Here is a 16756-nt window from a genome sequence, read left to right as displayed (position 1 = left end):
TACGGCTGATGGTTATGAGCCTTTATGTTTCTATTTTATTGTATGGGAAATAGTAATTTATAAACCTAAAAATGATATGGCGAATTTTTCAATTGTAATTGTTCCGACTAAAAAATTATCAAATGGTAGACATCGAATAAGGATCGCAGTAGCACATCATTCGCAGACTAGATATATATCTACTCAGTTTATTTTGGATTCTGCCAGTCAGATAAAGAATGGTAGAGTTGTCAGACATGAGAATGCTGCGAATATGAATGCTTGTTTACGAAAACTGATAAACGAGTATGAGGAAATCGTTACATCAATCAGTTATTTACCTGCAATCTCATGCACTGAACTGATACGTATTATTAACTACGAACAGAAGAAAAAAGGAATAACTTTTCAATCTGTCGCAAAGGAGTATATGGATTTCATGAAAGGAGAAGAACGAGAAAAATCTTATAAACTTTATAAGATAGCTTCAGAAAGATTCATTAAGTATATGAAAGGGGATTTTCCTTTAATTCAGTTAACTCCTCTCCATATACAAGAATTTGCAAATGTTCTTCACGGAGAGAATTTGGCAGATACTACCGTCAGAATATACCTGACCTTGATAAAGGTAATATTGAATTATGCTACAAAAATGAATTATGTAACTTACTCTATCCATCCTTTCATTCTTTTTAAGATGCCTACAAGCAATGTGCGGGAACTCGATTTATCAATAGATGAACTAAAAAGAATGCGAGATGTGCATCTTTTTAAACCTTCCTTGTTGATAGTAAGAGATATTTTTATGCTTACCTATTATTTAGGTGGTATTAACTTGAGAGACTTATTGGCATATAATTTTAAGGATAAAGACTATATGCGCTATATACGTCATAAAACACGTAATAGTAAAAAAGGAGAGAATGAAACCGTATTTACTCTGCAACCTGAAGCTAAAGTAATTATAGATAAGTATCTGACAAAAGATGGTTATCTGAAATTCGGGAAGTATTCATCTTATAAACAGATATACAGTTTGATTTTCCGTCATATAGGCAAACTCTCAATACTCTCGGGAATAAAGAAGAAAGTTACCTATTATTCCGCCCGAAAAACCTTTGCACAACACGGATATAATTTAGGAATCCAGATTGAAAAGATTGAGTATTGCATAGGGCACAGTATGAAAAACAATCGTCCTATATTCAACTATATTAAAATCATGCAGGAACATGCTGATAAAGTATTTAGGGAGATATTAGACCAGCTATTGTAAAAGGTTACCTCATTGTTGCCTGAAAATAACTTTTTCGATTTCATATTTTCCTTATATACAGTGATTTCACTTCAAATCATGAATCTAACATTTGTTTAACTTAACAATTAAAGTATGAAAAGCAACAAAAAAGGTAATCACCTGTACGCCTGTAAGGATACTATCCGACGGCTATTTTTCTTCACTTTGTTCTCCCTTTTAATAGTTGGAACCTATGCCCAGAATAAAACGGTCACAGGTACAGTTATTGACTTTACAGGAGAACCAGTTATCGGTGCCAGTGTATTGGTCAATGGCACAACCAATGGTACTATAACAGATTTGAATGGTAAATTTACCCTCTCTAATGTACCAGCTAAAGGTATGATAACAGTTACTTATATAGGATATAAGAAACAAGAAATTTCTGTCGCAGGAAATACCAATTTCAAGATTACGCTTCAAGAAGATTCGGAAACGTTGGATGAAGTAGTAGTTGTGGGCTATGGCGTTCAGAAAAAAAGCGATGTGACCGGTGCTATGGCGCGGGTTGGAGAAAAAGAACTGAAAGCAATGCCTGTAAAGAATGCCTTGGAAGGAATGCAAGGAAAAACAGCAGGTGTGGACATCACTTCCAGTCAACGCCCCGGTGAAGTAGGAAATATCAATATTCGCGGGCAACGCTCTATCAATGCCGAACAAGGGCCGTTGTATGTTGTTGACGGCATGGTTATTCAAAACGGCGGTATTGAGAATATCAACCCTTCCGATATTGAAGCTATTGATATTCTGAAAGATGCTTCGGCTACGGCTATCTATGGTTCGCGTGGTGCCAACGGTGTCATCCTTGTCACTACTAAAAAAGGGAAACAAGGAAAAGTTACCTTAAACTATTCCGGTACTGTCACCTTTGAAACATTGCATGACGTAACAGAAATGATGTCTGCATCCGAATGGCTGGACTATGCCCGTATAGCTAAGTATAATGCCGGCTCCTATGCATCCGCCGCTCCGACATACGAAGCTGACAAAGCAGCCTTCGGCAGTGTAGCCGCTTCTTGGAAAAATATCGACCAGGCATGGTCAAACGGTAATTACGACCCTTCAAAAGTAGGTTCTTACGACTGGGCTTCCCACGGCAAGCAAACCGGAATTACCCATGAACATACATTAAGCGCATCCGGCGGTTCGGATAAGTTCCAAGGTTATGCTTCATTCGGCTATATGGATCAGAAAGGTACACAACCCGGTCAGGCTTATGAACGTTATACCTTAAAAACTTCATTTGACTCAAACCCGGTAGAATGGTTCAAAATGGGAACTTCCATCAACGCTTCCTACTCTACCCAGGACTACGGCTATAGCTTCTCTAAATCCGTAACCGGTTCCGGTGATTTCTACAGCGCATTGAGAAGCATGCTTCCATGGACAATGCCTTATGATGAAAACAATGAATACATCCGCAATCCGAATGGTGATGTCAATATCATCAATCCTATTCGTGAACTGGATTATAACACCAATCAGCGCCGTACCTTCCGTGCATCAGCCAGCATGTACTCACAAATTGACTTCGGCAAAATATGGAAACCGTTGGAAGGCTTGTCCTACCGTATCCAGTTCGGTCCTGAATTTCAGTTCTATACATTGGGAATTGCCAACGCAGCCGACGGTATCAATGGCGACGGAAACAACGGCGCACAATATAAAAACGAACAGAAACGTGCATGGACATTAGATAACCTGATCTATTACAACAAGACATTAGGCCAGCATAATCTAGGGTTGACATTGATGCAATCCGCATCGGCTTACCATTACGAAATGGGAGATATGAGAGCTACCAATGTTGCGTCGGCAGATGAGTTGTGGTATAATATGAGTTCTGCCGGTACACTGAAAGCTTTTGGTACCGGTCTGACAGAGACTCAAATGGCATCTTATATGATTCGTTTGAACTATGGTTATAAAGACAAGTACTTATTAACAGCATCTATGCGTTGGGACGGTGCTTCTCAGTTGGCCGAAGGACACAAATGGGCGAGCTTCCCTTCTGTTGCCCTTGCATGGAGAATGGACCAGGAAGATTTCTTGAAAGATGTCAGCTGGCTTAATCAGTTGAAACTCCGTTTAGGTGTCGGTGTCACAGGTAATGCAGCTATCCAAGCCTATGCTACTAAAGGAGCAATCACCGGCCTATATTACAACTGGGGACAAAATGATTCTTCATTAGGTTATGTGCCTTCGGATCCATCACAGAAAACACCGGCTAAAATGGCGAACTCTACTTTAGGCTGGGAAAGAACGACCCAATACAATGTCGGTGTTGATTATGGATTCTTTAACAACCGTCTCACCGGTAGCATTGACGCATACAAGACCAAGACGAACGATTTGCTGTTGGAAATGACTATTCCTTCATTGACCGGTTACGTTTCCACTTATTCGAATGTAGGTAAGACATCCGGTTGGGGTATCGACCTGCAAATAAACGCAATTCCGGTACAACTGAAAGATTTCTCATGGAGTACAACCCTGACATGGTCTATGGATAGAAACCGGATTGACCAGCTATCTAACGGCAGAACGGAAGATGTAAACAACAAATGGTTTGTAGGAGAAGAAATCGGTGTTTATTATGACTGGGTATATGACGGTATTTGGAAAACGGAAGAAGCCGCAGAAGCTGCCAAATACGGACGTAAACCGGGACAAATCAAAGTGAAAGATTTGAATAATGACGATACGATAGATGCTAATGACGATAAAAAGGTGGTAGGTTATGTACGTCCTCGCTGGACAGGCGGTTGGAGCAATACCTTCAATTACAAGAACTTTGAACTATCTTTCTTCATTCTGTCACGCTGGGGATTCACCGTACCTCAAGGTGCTGTCACACTTGACGGCCGCTATATGCAACGCAAGGTTGATTACTGGGTAGCAGGAACAAATGAAAATGCAAGATACTACTCACCGGGCTCTAACGGTGAAGGAGCAGACACTTACAACAGTGCCATGAATTACCAGGACGGTTCGTATATCAAAGTGCGTAACATTTCATTAGGTTACAACTTTACTCCGCAACAATTGGGCAAACTGGGTATCAATAACCTGAAATTATATGTTCAGGCAATGAATCCATTCAATATCTATAAGGCATGTGATTTTCTGGATACCGACTTAGTGAACTATGACAACAATACCAAAACGTTCGGTTCACCCACTACCTTAAAGAGTTTTGTCATTGGTGTCAATATCGGATTCTAATAAACAATTAAAAGTAAGAACATTATGAAAATAAATAAAGTATTATTCGCAGCTATACTAACCAGCGTTATGAGCGGTTCGTTCACTTCGTGCAGCGAATCATTCCTTGACGAAGAATTAAAGACCCAATATAGTACCGACCGTTTCAAGACACAGGAAGGACTTGATGAATTAGTGACCGGAGCTTATCAAAAGTTGAAATTCAAATTCAATTATATCTGGGGAATCCAATGTTATAACATGGGAGTGGACGAATTTACCGATGCCAACAATGTGATACCGGCATGGAATCATTACAGCCAGGACTTGAATTCTTCAGAAACTGCTGCTAACCAACCGATATGGGACAACTATTACGGATTGGTTGAACCCGCCAATATACTTCTCCAGAACTTGCCGCAGTATTACAATACAAGTTCGCCTACCTATAACACCCGTTTGGGAGAAGCCTATTTCCTCAGAGCTTATGCCTATTTCGAACTGGTGAAACAATTCGGTGGCGTACCCTTGAAACTGGAACCTTCTACAAGTGCGGAAACTTACTTCACACGTAACTCGGAAGAGGAAATATACACTCAGGTAATATCCGACTTTGGAGAAGCATACCGATTGCTGCCGAAACAAGGAGAATCTGTCGGACGTATCAATAAATACGCAGCCGCCCATTTCCTGGCAAAAGCACATCTGTTCCGTGCTTCCGAATTGTATAGCAGTTGGAACGGGAATTATGTATCTTCCGATTTGGACGCAGTTATCCAGTATGGTTCAGAAGTGGTAGCCGCACATCCACTGTGCGATGACTATGTGGAATTATGGGATTACCAGCAGCCGAACGGTGCAAACGAAAAAGTCAGCGAAGTAATCCTGGCTGCCCAATTCTCCAATGACGAAGCAACATGGGGACGTTTTGGAAACCAAATGCATCTTTATTATCCGTCTGTATATCAAGACCTCAGTGGTTGTAAACGTGACATTTCCGGCGGACGTGAGTTCTCGTATGTCAGTGCTACAGAATATACCATGCAAGTGTTCGACCGTGTCAACGACTCCCGTTTCTGGAAATCATTCATCACTTGTTATGGAGCCAACGAAACCAAAAGTGCCCCGGAATGGACAGACGAAGATATGCCATACGCTCCGGCAGGTGTCAACAAAGGTGAAAAACGTTTCAAAGGCGGTGAGCTAGGTCTAAAATACATCGTCAACAATCCGGGTGACAACCGATATGAAGCATATCCTAACGCTCCGGCATATACAGTATTGAAAGACGGAAAGATGTGTAACACATATACTTATGTACGTTATTTCAAAGGACAATCCCATAGCTGGAACCTAAATGAAAATGAAAAGACCGGCAACTATTACAATATTATCCCGCACAAGCGTTCGGTCGCTTTGTCTAAATTCCGTGACGGTTACCGTGTTTCCATCGCTTCACAATTTGGTACTCGTGACGCTATCATTGCCCGTTCGGCAGATGATGTGTTAATGGTTGCCGAGGCTTATATCCGCAAAGGTGAAGCCAATTATGACAAAGCAATCGAATGGATTAATAAGTTACGCAACCGTGCCGGCTATGCTGACAATGAAGACCGCAGCAAGAACGTAGACGGTGGACAATCCTATAAGAACAATCCTTTCTGTTCAGGAAAAGGTGGCGGTCACTCTGACGAAGGTGCCATCTATTGGGACAAAAACACATACTATGAATCCAATAATATGGAAGGTGCAGAAACTACGGCTTCAACCAAATCTGCAATGAAACTGAATAGCGTGGCAGACGTTTATAATTCTACAGTTGACACTCCTATTTATAATGAATTAGGTTGTACGTCCAATGCCGAAAAGATGATGTGTTTCTTATTAAACGAACGTACCCGCGAACTTTGTGGTGAATTGCAACGTTGGGAAGACTTGGCCCGTACCAAAACATTGGATGCCCGCTGGCATAAATTCAACGACGGTGCTACTCGGGGGATTGGCGAATTCAATCCAAGCAAACATTATTATCGTCCAATTCCACAGGCGTTCTTAGACGGTATCACCAATTCAAATGGTTCTGCATTAAACAATGAGGAAAAGAAAGCAATGCAGAATCCCGGATATTAATCTTAAATAGATATTGTCGATATTGCCACTTATGCTTCTTGAATAAGACTTTATAATCAAGAAGTATAAGTGGCAATTCTTTTGTTGATTTCTAATAAAAACAATAGCACCCTACAAATAGAATCTTCGTAAGATAAGTTCCACCAGTTTCACCTTATAGCTGAAACATCGATGAATAAGGAGATAGCGGGTGAAAGCGTAGGGGAAAAACAGGTGAAGGCTTCCATTATCGCTTTCACCTTTTGAATTTATTTATACCGATTGCTGGACATATAGAGCCATCGTGATGGACATATATAACCACCGTGATGAGTATATAGATGCAATACGGTGAGTATATAGATGTACCATTTCAAGTATTAATAGATGAGAGCCAAGGTGTTAACACCTGACGACTAGGCTATTAACATCTGACAGTTCATCTATTAATACCTGACAATGGATTTGCTATAAGCATATTTTCATTAGCTATAATGATATCCGGATTAGCTATAATGATATTGGTTTTAGCTCAAAGGATATTTTGAAAAGACAAGGTGAAACCGATAATGTTCTGTTTCACCTGATTTCACCCCTCGCTTTCACCCGCTATAGCCTTATTCATCGGCATTTCAAGAATCAGGTGAAAGCGATGAATGGCAATAATCTTATAGATTAGAATTAGATGCTATTCTATATTTATATTGAAAAGACCAATACGCCTGCCGTAGGAATTTCCGGGGTTCCTATCAATACTTTACTGCCTTTCGGCAAATCGAAAGTATAAGGCCGGTCTGAATAGTTCAGAACAATTCCAAAGCCATTGCGGTATTCCATTGTCACGCCATAAGGCAAATCCATTACCGGGATATTTAGCTGTGCATATAGTTTTTTCAATATATCTTTTTCCAACACACCGTTGTGGCTGTCCACTCCTACATAAGTAATCGTTCCTTTTCCCAATTTACGGAAAGTCACAGCGGGGCTTCCTTCGTAAAATTCATTGGTATATGTCGCCCATACTTGTGCATCGGTCGGGGGATTCAGGATTTCTCCCCATGTATTCCAGGCATACTCTTTTCCGTTCATAACAACAGTGCCGGGATCTTCGGGAAGAAGCAAGTCATAGAAATTCATTTCGTTTCCGGTCAGTGGGGTAATCATAGAGCCGAAAGGGGCTTCCGGCAGACGACCATAACGGTCTTTCTGTGCCGTTCGACAGGTCAGGACGAGATTTCCGCCATTCTTCACATAAGCAGTCCATTTGTCTACCAGTTCTTTATCAGCTAATTGATAGGCCGGGGCGATAACGACCGGGTAATCGGATAAGTTCTTGGCTTCTGAAATAAAATCGACGGGGGCTCCGAATGATTTTAAGGCACGGTAATACTTTTCAATATGCGCAAAAGTATCCCAAGTCCGGTTTTGTTTCTGTCGCTCAATGCTCCAAGAGTTTTCAGGATTGAAAAGAATAGCTGTACGACGTGCCAGGTAATCAGCAGGCTTCGCCTCACGGGGAGCATAATGCTTACGAAGTTCACGAATCTCTTTTATAAAAGTTTCATACTCTTTTCCACCGGGGGTAACAGTCACTCCGTCTGTTCCCACTATTCCATAATGATATTGTTCTGTCCCATAGAGCGGTTGACGATAGCGGTAGGTACAGATAAAATCACTTCCGCCGGCAAAGACACTCCACAACCACAAGCGGACAGCTCCCGGAAGGGGCTGGGGATTGATACTGCCCCAGTTCACTTGTCCCGGTTGCAGTTCCATTACACCATACGTTCCCTGTATCGGACGGAAAAAATCATTCGCCCAAGCAATACGCAACGGATTACCAACACGATAGCCCCGACGACCGATTCCCTCATTATCTCCATATACCATGTAACGGGTATAACTTTGGAAATCCAACGCAGGACTACCACCAATATGTCCTTCATCATAGTTCGGTATATAATTGGTTGTTACCCATTGGTTCTTTGCATATTTCTTGATTAGCAGGCATTGCTCATTCAGAAAATCATTGGTTTGCGTTGCAGCAAAACGACGGTAATCCAAAATCTGATGATGGTTCATAAACATCTGTGCACGTTTGGGAAGCGTTATTTCATCAAAAGAAGAATAAGCCTCACTCCAAAAAGCAGTTCCCCATGCATTATTTAAAAGTTGAATGTCATTATTATATTTGGAACGAAGAAAATCACGAAAAGCAAGTTCCGCTTTCGGATTATAGTCAAACTGTACGGCAGGTTCGTTATCAAGTTGCCATCCGATAACACGAGGATCGTTACCATAGTGCTGCGCCAGTTTTTCAATCATCTTATAAGATAACTCTCTGTAAAAAGGAGAAGCAAATGAAGCATGCTGACGGGCTCCGTGATCAAGCACCGTTCCATCTTCATTCTTCAACAGAATTTCAGGATATTTCCGGCTCATCCATACAGGAGGAGTGGCAGTAGACGTACACATTATCACTTTCAAATCATATTTGGCAGCTAACGCTACGGCTCTGTCGAGCCAGGTAAAATCATAGCGTCCTTCTTCCGGCTCCAGTTGCGCCCACGCAAATTCGGCAAAATGAGTAAATTCAAATCCCAAGTCATGCATTTTCTTGAAGTCACGTTCCCACTGGCTTTCATTCCAGTGTTCAGGATAATAGTAGACGCCTGTCCGTGTCAGATCTTTGTCATTAAACCAGGAATTCTCTTTCAATGCTTCCACTACGGAAGCGTCTACCGCAAATGCCGTTCCATGACGAATGCCTCGCGGGAAAGAGACTTGGTCGGACACATCTTCCCATGTCTCGCCATGATCTAAAGAGCGAACGGCACCATAACGATGGTCACGGTATTTATCGAAGTAAACATAAAGCGTATCACCGACAAAAAGAGGAGCAGGTCCTTCCGCCCAATACTTTCCTGTAATAGGCGCCGATACTTTGGTCGGGAATCCTTTTTCTATCTTTTTTGTACGCGTAACGCGCAAATTCTTTTCCGGCGGATTGGAGTTCTCATTCTTGACTATCATTATCAGGTCTCCCACCTTCGGATCTTTCACAATAGCAGCGTCAATCACACTGAAATCAGGGTTGAAGAACATCTTTGTCTTTGAGAAAGTGCGGAAATCCTTTGTTGTCACATAATAAATACGATGGTTCAATCCCTTCTCGCTTTCGCTGGTAGGTATTTCCTTGTGACGACCGGGGATGGTAGTTGCCCAAAAGATATAGTAAGTTTGCGAAGGCTCGTCATAAAAGAGTTCAGGTGCCCAACAATTATGGGCAGTCGGCTCGTGCATCATCACCGGAATAGCCTGTTGTTCACTCCAATGAATCAAATCACGGGAAGAAGCATAACCGATAATCCGATCGGTCCAACTGGAAGTCCAGACCATGTGGAAAGTTCCGTCCGGAGCCTGGCAAATACTCGGGTCACGCATTAATTTATCTTTACCGACGGAAGGTGTCAGATAAGAGCGTCCGCCATTCAAAGGCATCCAGTTCAACCCGTCATAACTATAAGCTAAATGCAATCCATCTTTACTGCCATTGATGAAATAAGAAAAGAGATAAGCAGTCTCACCGGCAAAGATTGTCATTACCGAGCAAAGACTTAGAGCCATCCAAACAACTATTTTTTTCATGTTTCCTTTTAAGATTAAAAAGTTTACCCCGCAAAGATAAGGTATCTCCCAACCTCCTCAAAAATAAAGAGCATGGATAATATTTCAAATCCATGTAGTTTTGTACACCACCCGCCCCATAAGTGCATTTTGATACAATATTCTATGTATCTGTACATCTTTCTATTTACTAAACCCTTAAAAAGCTCTACTTTAGCGGCAGATTTTATAATAGAGATGAAAAACATATCAATTCTATATATCATGAAACAACTTTTAGTAAGTATTGCCATCGTATTTGCCTCTATACTGACCGCAACGGGGCAAAATCATTCTTTCAGTTTATCCGGCAAATGGAATTTCCAGATAGACCGGGAAGATATCGGCACCAAGGAACAATGGTTTAAAAAAAGCCTTGATGATCAGATTAATCTCCCCGGCTCCATGCCCGAAAAGCTGAAAGGAGATGAAGTAACCGCCCGCACCCGGTGGACCGGAAGCTTGTACGACAGCTCTTACTATTTCAATCCATACATGGAGAAATATAGAATAGAAGGGCAAGTGAAACTTCCCTTTTTCCTGACTCCCGACAAACATCACGTAGGGGTAGCCTGGTATCAAAAGAAAGTTACAATACCTTCCAACTGGAGAGGAGAAAGAATCACTCTTTTCCTGGAACGCCCGCACATCGAAACGACCGTATGGGTCAATCAACAGAAGCTCGGTATGCAGAACAGTCTTTGTGTTCCTCATGTGTATGATCTGACTTCGGCTGTTACTCCCGGCAAAACCTGCCTGATTACTATCCGCATCGACAACCGCATCAAAGAAATCAATGTAGGTCCCGACTCTCACAGCATCACCGACCAGACCCAAGGTAACTGGAACGGAATTGTAGGACGAATTGAATTACAGGCCACTCCTAAAGTTCATTTTGAAGACATCCAGATATACCCTGATTTACGCAATCAGAAAGCACTGGTACGCATGAACATACAGTCTGCCTCTTCCACCAAAGGAGATATTACACTTTCTGCCGAAAGTTTCAATGCGGACACTCAACACAAAGTAGCTCCTGTTCAGCAAAGCTTCCGTATCCGTCCGGGAGACAATGCGATAGAGATGGAGCTTCCTATGGGAAAAAATTTCCTCACATGGGATGAGTTCAATCCAGCACTGTATAAACTGACAGCAAAACTGACCAACGGTAAACAGGCCGACATCAAACAGGTACAATTTGGAATGCGCGATTTCAAGATAGAAGGAAAATGGTTCTACGTCAATGGTCGCAAAACAATGCTTCGCGGCACAGTGGAAAACTGTGATTTCCCATTGACCGGTTATGCCCCGATGGATGTAGCTTCCTGGAAGCGGGTGTTCCGCATTTGCCGCAACTATGGTTTGAATCACATGCGTTTTCATTCTTTCTGCCCACCGGAAGCTGCTTTTATCGCAGCCGATCTGGTCGGTTTCTATCTGCAACCGGAAGGTCCGAGTTGGCCGAATCACGGACCAAGACTGGGTAACGGACAGCCAATCGACAAATATCTGATGGACGAAACAATTGCCCTGACTAAAGAATACGGAAATTATGCATCTTACTGTATGCTGGCTTGTGGTAACGAACCTTCCGGACGCTGGGTGGCATGGGTGAGCAAGTTTGTCGATTATTGGAAAGCGACAGATCCACGTCGTGTATATACGGGAGCTTCTGTTGGAAACAGCTGGCAATGGCAACCTCACAATGAATACCATGTGAAAGCCGGAGCACGCGGTTTGAGTTGGGCAGGTGCACGACCGGAAAGTAAATCGGATTATCGTGCGAGGATAGACACCGTGAAACAACCGTATGTATCACATGAAACAGGTCAATGGTGCGTATTCCCGAACTTTAACGAAATCCGCAAATATACCGGAGTCAACAAGGCGAAGAACTTTGAGATATTCAGGGATATTCTGAATGATAACCACATGGGAAGCCAAAGTTATGATTTTATGATGGCGTCGGGCAAACTGCAGGCACTTTGTTATAAGCATGAGATTGAAAAAACATTGCGCACTCCCGATTATGCAGGTTTCCAATTGCTGGCTCTCAACGATTATTCGGGTCAGGGAACGGCATTGGTCGGCGTACTGGATGTATTTTTTGAAGAGAAAGGATATATCAACGCAGAACAATTCAGACGTTTTTGCAGCCCGACTGTGCCCTTAGCCCGTATTCCGAAGTTTGTATATACCAATGATGAAACATTCCATGCCGACATCGAAGTTTCCCACTTTGGTGCAGCCCCTCTGCAAGGAGCAAAAACCAGCTATACCATCAAAGACAAGTTCGGAAAGGTGTATGCCAAAGGAGCTGTCGGCACACAAACGATTCCTATTGGAAACCTTTGTGCACTAGGTAGTGTGGATATGAGCCTGAAGGGGATCGATACTCCGCAGAAACTAAATCTGGAAGTATGTATTGAAGGCAGCGATGCCATCAATGACTGGGATTTTTGGGTATATCCTGCACAAGTGGAACTGACACAGGGTGAGGTATATACCACGGATACACTGGATGCCAAAGCTTTATCGGTATTGCAGGAAGGCGGCAACGTTTTGATTACGGCAGCTGGAAAGATTCAATACGGCAAAGAAGTCAAACAATACTTTACTCCGGTATTCTGGAATACTTCCTGGTTCAAAATGCGCCCGCCGCACACAACCGGTATTTTCCTGAATGAATATCATCCTCTTTTCCGTGAATTTCCTACGGAATTTCATAGTAACCTGCAATGGTGGGAATTATTGAATAAAGCCCAGGTGATGCAATTTACCGACTTCCCGGCAGAATTCCAGCCAACCGTTCAAAGCATCGATACTTGGTTCATCAGCCGGAAAATCGGAATGTTGTTTGAAGCAAACGTATTGAACGGTAAACTGATGATGACCAGTATGGATATCACTTCTCAACCGGAGAAACGAATCGTTGCCCGACAAATGCACAAAGCAATCCTGGATTATATGAATTCGGATGCTTTCCGCCCGTCAGCAACTATTACCCCGGAAGTGATACAAGCATTGTTCACCAAAGTAGCAGGAGATGTGAAATCTTATACCAAAGATTCACCGGACGAGCTCAAACCGAAAATTAACTAAAAAGGAAATTATCAGGCACGGATTACATAAATTAATATACATTCATATTACTTATAATGAAAACCACTATCATAGGCTTACTACTCTTGACTGCAATGACCGTCAATGCCCAAGAAGAAGTCCGAACCTACCAACTGTCGGACGCCCCCCGATATAGCAAGGAGACGGGATACGGATACGATCTCACCGCCACGCCCGAGAAAGGGAGCAAATCACCTTTCTTCTTCTCTGTCCGTGTTCCGGACGGAAATTACAAAGTTACCGTACGCCTGGGAAATAAAAAACAGGCAGGAGTGACCACCATAAGAGGTGAGTCACGCCGGCTGTTTGTTGAAAACCTGCCAACTAAAAAAGGACAATTCATAGACGAAACATTTATCATCAATAAGCGTAACCCTCGTATTTCCGAAAAAGAATATGTACGAATCAAGCCCCGTGAGAAAGCGAAACTGAACTGGGATGATAAACTGACATTGGAATTTAATGGAGATGCACCTGTGTGTCAAAGTATCCGTATCGAACCTGCCGATCCGTCGGTTATCACTGTTTTTCTGTGCGGAAACAGTACGGTAGTCGATCAGGACAATGAGCCTTGGGCTAGCTGGGGACAAATGATTCCTCATTTCTTCGGAACAGATGTTTGCATTGCCAATTATGCGGAATCCGGTGAATCGGCCAATACTTTTATAGGAGCAGGACGTTTGAAAAAAGCATTGAGCCAGATGAAGAAAGGCGATTATCTCTTCATGGAGTTCGGACATAACGATCAGAAGCAGAAAGGTCCTGGAAAAGGAGCTTACTACTCTTTTATGACCAGCCTGAAAACATTCATCGACGAAGCACGGGCACGTGGAGTATATCCCGTACTGGTTACTCCCACCCAACGCCGGAGCTTTGACGCGACCGGACATATCCGCGACACACACGAAGATTATCCGGAAGCTATGCGTTGGCTGGCCGCCAAAGAAAATATACCTTTGATTGACCTCAACGAAATGACTCGGACATTATATGAAGCGTTAGGCACGGAAACATCCAAACGCGCCTTCGTACACTATCCGGCAGGGACTTATCCCGGACAGACCAAGGCTTTTGAAGACAATACCCACTTTAACCCTTATGGCGCTTACCAGATAGCCCAGTGTGTGATTGAAGGTATGAAGAAAGCCGTACCCGAGTTAGCCAAACACTTGAAAATAGATCCGGCATACGACCCGGCACACCCGGATGACGTGAATACATTCCATTGGAACGAATCACCTTTCACAGAAATAGAGAAACCGGACGGAAATTAAAGAATCCCAATATTGACCTATATGAAAAGTAAAAACATCCTTCCCCTACTCGTTGCGGGGTCGTTTTTTATAGCATGTACTCCAGCCAAACAAGCAGGAAGTAACAGCTTCGAATGGGGGCAAGTACCGCAACAACCGGATTTGTCATGGGCTGACAGTGTAGGAAGCCGGCAAATGCCCGGAAACAGTCTTATTTTATCCGCCAATTCTTTTGGCGCAGTAGCAGACAGCACAGTGCTCAGCACGGAGGCTATCCAGAAAGCAATCGACAGTTGCTCCGTCTCCGGTGGAGGCACGGTCATCCTGCAACCGGGATATTATCAGACAGGGGCATTGTTTGTAAAAAGCGGTGTCAACCTGCAACTGGATAAAGGAGTGACTCTACTGGCTAGTCCTCACATTCATCATTATCCCGAATTCCGCTCACGAATTGCAGGTATTGAAATGACATGGCCGTCAGCAGTGATCAACATTGTCAACGAAAAGAACGCTGCCGTCAGTGGAGAGGGAACGCTGGATTGTCGGGGCAAAGTATTCTGGGATAAATACTGGGAAATGCGGAAAGAATATGAAAAGAAAGGGTTGCGTTGGATTGTGGATTACGACTGTAAACGTGTACGGGGTATTCTCGTGGAACGCAGTTCGGACGTTACTCTTAAAGGATTCACCCTGATGCGGACAGGCTTTTGGGGATGCCAAGTTCTTTATTCCAATAACTGCACCATAGACGGACTGGTCATCAATAATAACTTGGGAGGACACGGCCCCAGTACGGATGGTATCGACATCGACTCGTCCACTAATATTCTGATTGAAAACTGCGACGTCGATTGCAATGATGATAATATTTGTATCAAATCGGGACGCGACGCAGACGGTTTGCGTGTCAATCTCCCCACGAAGAATATAGTAATACGCAACTGTATAGCCCGCAAAGGTGCAGGTCTCATCACCTGTGGCAGCGAAACCTCCGGCAGCATACGAAATATATTGGGATATAACCTTCAAGCAGTAGGCACCTCGGCTGTACTACGGTTAAAGAGTGCCATGAACCGTGGAGGAACGGTCGAAAATATCTATATGACCGATGTAAAAGCAGAAAAAGTCCGCCACGTACTGGCTGCGGATCTGAACTGGAATCCCAGTTATAGTTACAGTGTATTACCTAAAGAGTATGAAGGGAAAGATATTCCGGAACATTGGAGAGTTATGCTGACTCCGGTAACACCACCCGAAAAAGGTTATCCGCACTTCCGCAATGTGTATGTATCGAAGATCAAAGCAGAAAATGTAGATGAATTTATCTCTGCTTCCGGCTGGAATGACTCGTTGCGTCTGGAAAATTTCTATCTTTATGCCATCGAAGCGCAGACCCATAAACCGGGGAAAATCTGCTATACAAAAAACTTCAATTTGTCTGAAATAACATTGGATATGAAAGACAAAAAAGCTATTGAACTAAAGGAAAATGAACAAAGTAATATCCACTTCAACTATGCTGAAACAACTCCTGACCACCGTACTGCTGGGAATCTTGCTCATTGATGCGCAGGCACAATCCCTGACTCCGCCTGCCGGTACTTTCCGGCTGGGAATATCGGAGGGGAATGAAAGTCACTGGCTGAAGCCTAAAGAAAAAGTAGAAGGGATCCATTTCCAATGGAAAGCCCTGCCCGATAGCCGCGGCTTTATTCTCGAAGTAGCAGTCACCTCCTTGCAGCAGGCAGACAACTTATTCTGGAGTTTCGGAGACTGTCAGCCGGACATGGATATAAACGTGTTCAGTGTAGAAGGGCAAGCCTTCACCTGCTATTATGGTGAAAGTATGAAACTCCGCACCTTGCAGGCAGTCACTCCCACTGAAGATATCCGTTTGAGTAACGGCCGCCAGGACAAGACTCCCCTCTTGCTTTACGAATCGGGGAAACGAACAGATCGTCCGGTCCTCGTAGGGCGCTGCCCGCTCGCAGCAAACAGTAAACTTTATTTCTGTTTCTACGAGCAAAATGCACAAGCAGATTATAATTATTTTATGTTGCCGGATCTTTTTGCAAAGATTGATGAATCTAAACATAGTAAAAATGGTAACTAGTAGTATCTCCAT

General features: G+C 43.1%; 8 protein-coding genes and 1 pseudogene. 7 read left to right on the top strand and 2 right to left on the bottom strand.

The genetic code is table 11. The annotated features are described in order from the left end of the window. Positions 1-76 precede the first annotated feature (76 nt). The 3 genes from A4V03_RS02295 (at position 77) to A4V03_RS02285 (ending at position 6610) form a co-directional block, all read left to right on the top strand. The gene (locus tag A4V03_RS02295; protein WP_065537800.1) at positions 77-1255 is read left to right on the top strand and encodes a tyrosine-type recombinase/integrase; all 1179 of its coding nucleotides are present in this window, start codon (positions 77-79) and stop codon (positions 1253-1255) included. A gap of 114 nt (positions 1256-1369) precedes the next feature. Further along, positions 1370-4501 (top strand): SusC/RagA family TonB-linked outer membrane protein, encoded by a 3132-nt coding sequence (locus A4V03_RS02290; protein WP_065537799.1) that lies wholly within the window; start codon positions 1370-1372, stop codon positions 4499-4501. Between the two features lie 24 nt (positions 4502-4525). After that, positions 4526-6610 (top strand): RagB/SusD family nutrient uptake outer membrane protein, encoded by a 2085-nt coding sequence (locus A4V03_RS02285; protein ID WP_024986431.1) that lies wholly within the window; start codon positions 4526-4528, stop codon positions 6608-6610. Between the two features lie 678 nt (positions 6611-7288). Here A4V03_RS02285 and A4V03_RS02280 read toward each other — a convergent pair. Together A4V03_RS02280 and A4V03_RS21615 are read right to left on the bottom strand one after the other, a co-directional pair. After that, positions 7289-9622 (bottom strand): beta-galactosidase, encoded by a 2334-nt coding sequence (locus A4V03_RS02280; protein ID WP_317045370.1) that lies wholly within the window; start codon positions 9620-9622, stop codon positions 7289-7291. 342 nt (positions 9623-9964) lie between these two features. Next, positions 9965-10192, bottom strand: a pseudogene (locus A4V03_RS21615) (glycosyl hydrolase); the annotation flags it as partial. A gap of 288 nt (positions 10193-10480) precedes the next feature. Here A4V03_RS21615 and A4V03_RS02275 point away from each other — a divergent pair. The 4 genes from A4V03_RS02275 to A4V03_RS02260 are packed head-to-tail and all read left to right on the top strand — an operon-like array spanning position 10481 to position 16744. Further along, positions 10481-13357, top strand: coding sequence for an exo-beta-1,4-galactosidase (locus A4V03_RS02275; RefSeq protein WP_065537797.1), 2877 nt, complete (start codon positions 10481-10483; stop codon positions 13355-13357). Positions 13358-13413: 56 nt separating this feature from the next. Beyond that, a complete protein-coding gene (locus tag A4V03_RS02270) occupies positions 13414-14652 on the top strand; it encodes a rhamnogalacturonan acetylesterase (protein WP_065537796.1) in 1239 nt (412 codons plus the stop codon). Positions 14653-14673: 21 nt separating this feature from the next. Continuing rightward, positions 14674-16197: a glycoside hydrolase family 28 protein gene (locus A4V03_RS02265; protein ID WP_065537795.1), complete on the top strand. Its 1524-nt coding sequence runs from the start codon at positions 14674-14676 to the stop codon at positions 16195-16197. Next, a complete protein-coding gene (locus A4V03_RS02260) occupies positions 16148-16744 on the top strand; it encodes a DUF4450 domain-containing protein (RefSeq protein ID WP_065537794.1) in 597 nt (198 codons plus the stop codon). The genes A4V03_RS02265 and A4V03_RS02260 overlap by 50 nt, the downstream gene beginning before the upstream one ends. Positions 16745-16756: the final 12 nt, after the last annotated feature.

This window comes from Bacteroides caecimuris (assembly GCF_001688725.2).
In the GTDB taxonomy this organism is placed as follows: Bacteria; Bacteroidota; Bacteroidia; order Bacteroidales; family Bacteroidaceae; genus Bacteroides; species Bacteroides caecimuris.
Note: the sequence above shows the minus strand (reverse complement) of the source record. Positions and strands in the feature narration are given on the sequence as shown.

What these genes read in the sequence shown, in the direction of transcription:
- A4V03_RS02295 (WP_065537800.1), top strand. Translation starts at nt 77, where the DNA reads ATGGCGAATTTTTCAATTGTAATTGTTCCGACTAAAAAATTATCAAAT.
- A4V03_RS02290 (WP_065537799.1), top strand. Translation starts at nt 1,370, where the DNA reads ATGAAAAGCAACAAAAAAGGTAATCACCTGTACGCCTGTAAGGATACT.
- A4V03_RS02285 (WP_024986431.1), top strand. Translation starts at nt 4,526, where the DNA reads ATGAAAATAAATAAAGTATTATTCGCAGCTATACTAACCAGCGTTATG.
- A4V03_RS02280 (WP_317045370.1), bottom strand. Translation starts at nt 9,622, where the DNA reads ATGATAGTCAAGAATGAGAACTCCAATCCGCCGGAAAAGAATTTGCGC.
- A4V03_RS02275 (WP_065537797.1), top strand. Translation starts at nt 10,481, where the DNA reads ATGAAACAACTTTTAGTAAGTATTGCCATCGTATTTGCCTCTATACTG.
- A4V03_RS02270 (WP_065537796.1), top strand. Translation starts at nt 13,414, where the DNA reads ATGAAAACCACTATCATAGGCTTACTACTCTTGACTGCAATGACCGTC.
- A4V03_RS02265 (WP_065537795.1), top strand. Translation starts at nt 14,674, where the DNA reads ATGAAAAGTAAAAACATCCTTCCCCTACTCGTTGCGGGGTCGTTTTTT.
- A4V03_RS02260 (WP_065537794.1), top strand. Translation starts at nt 16,148, where the DNA reads ATGCTGAAACAACTCCTGACCACCGTACTGCTGGGAATCTTGCTCATT.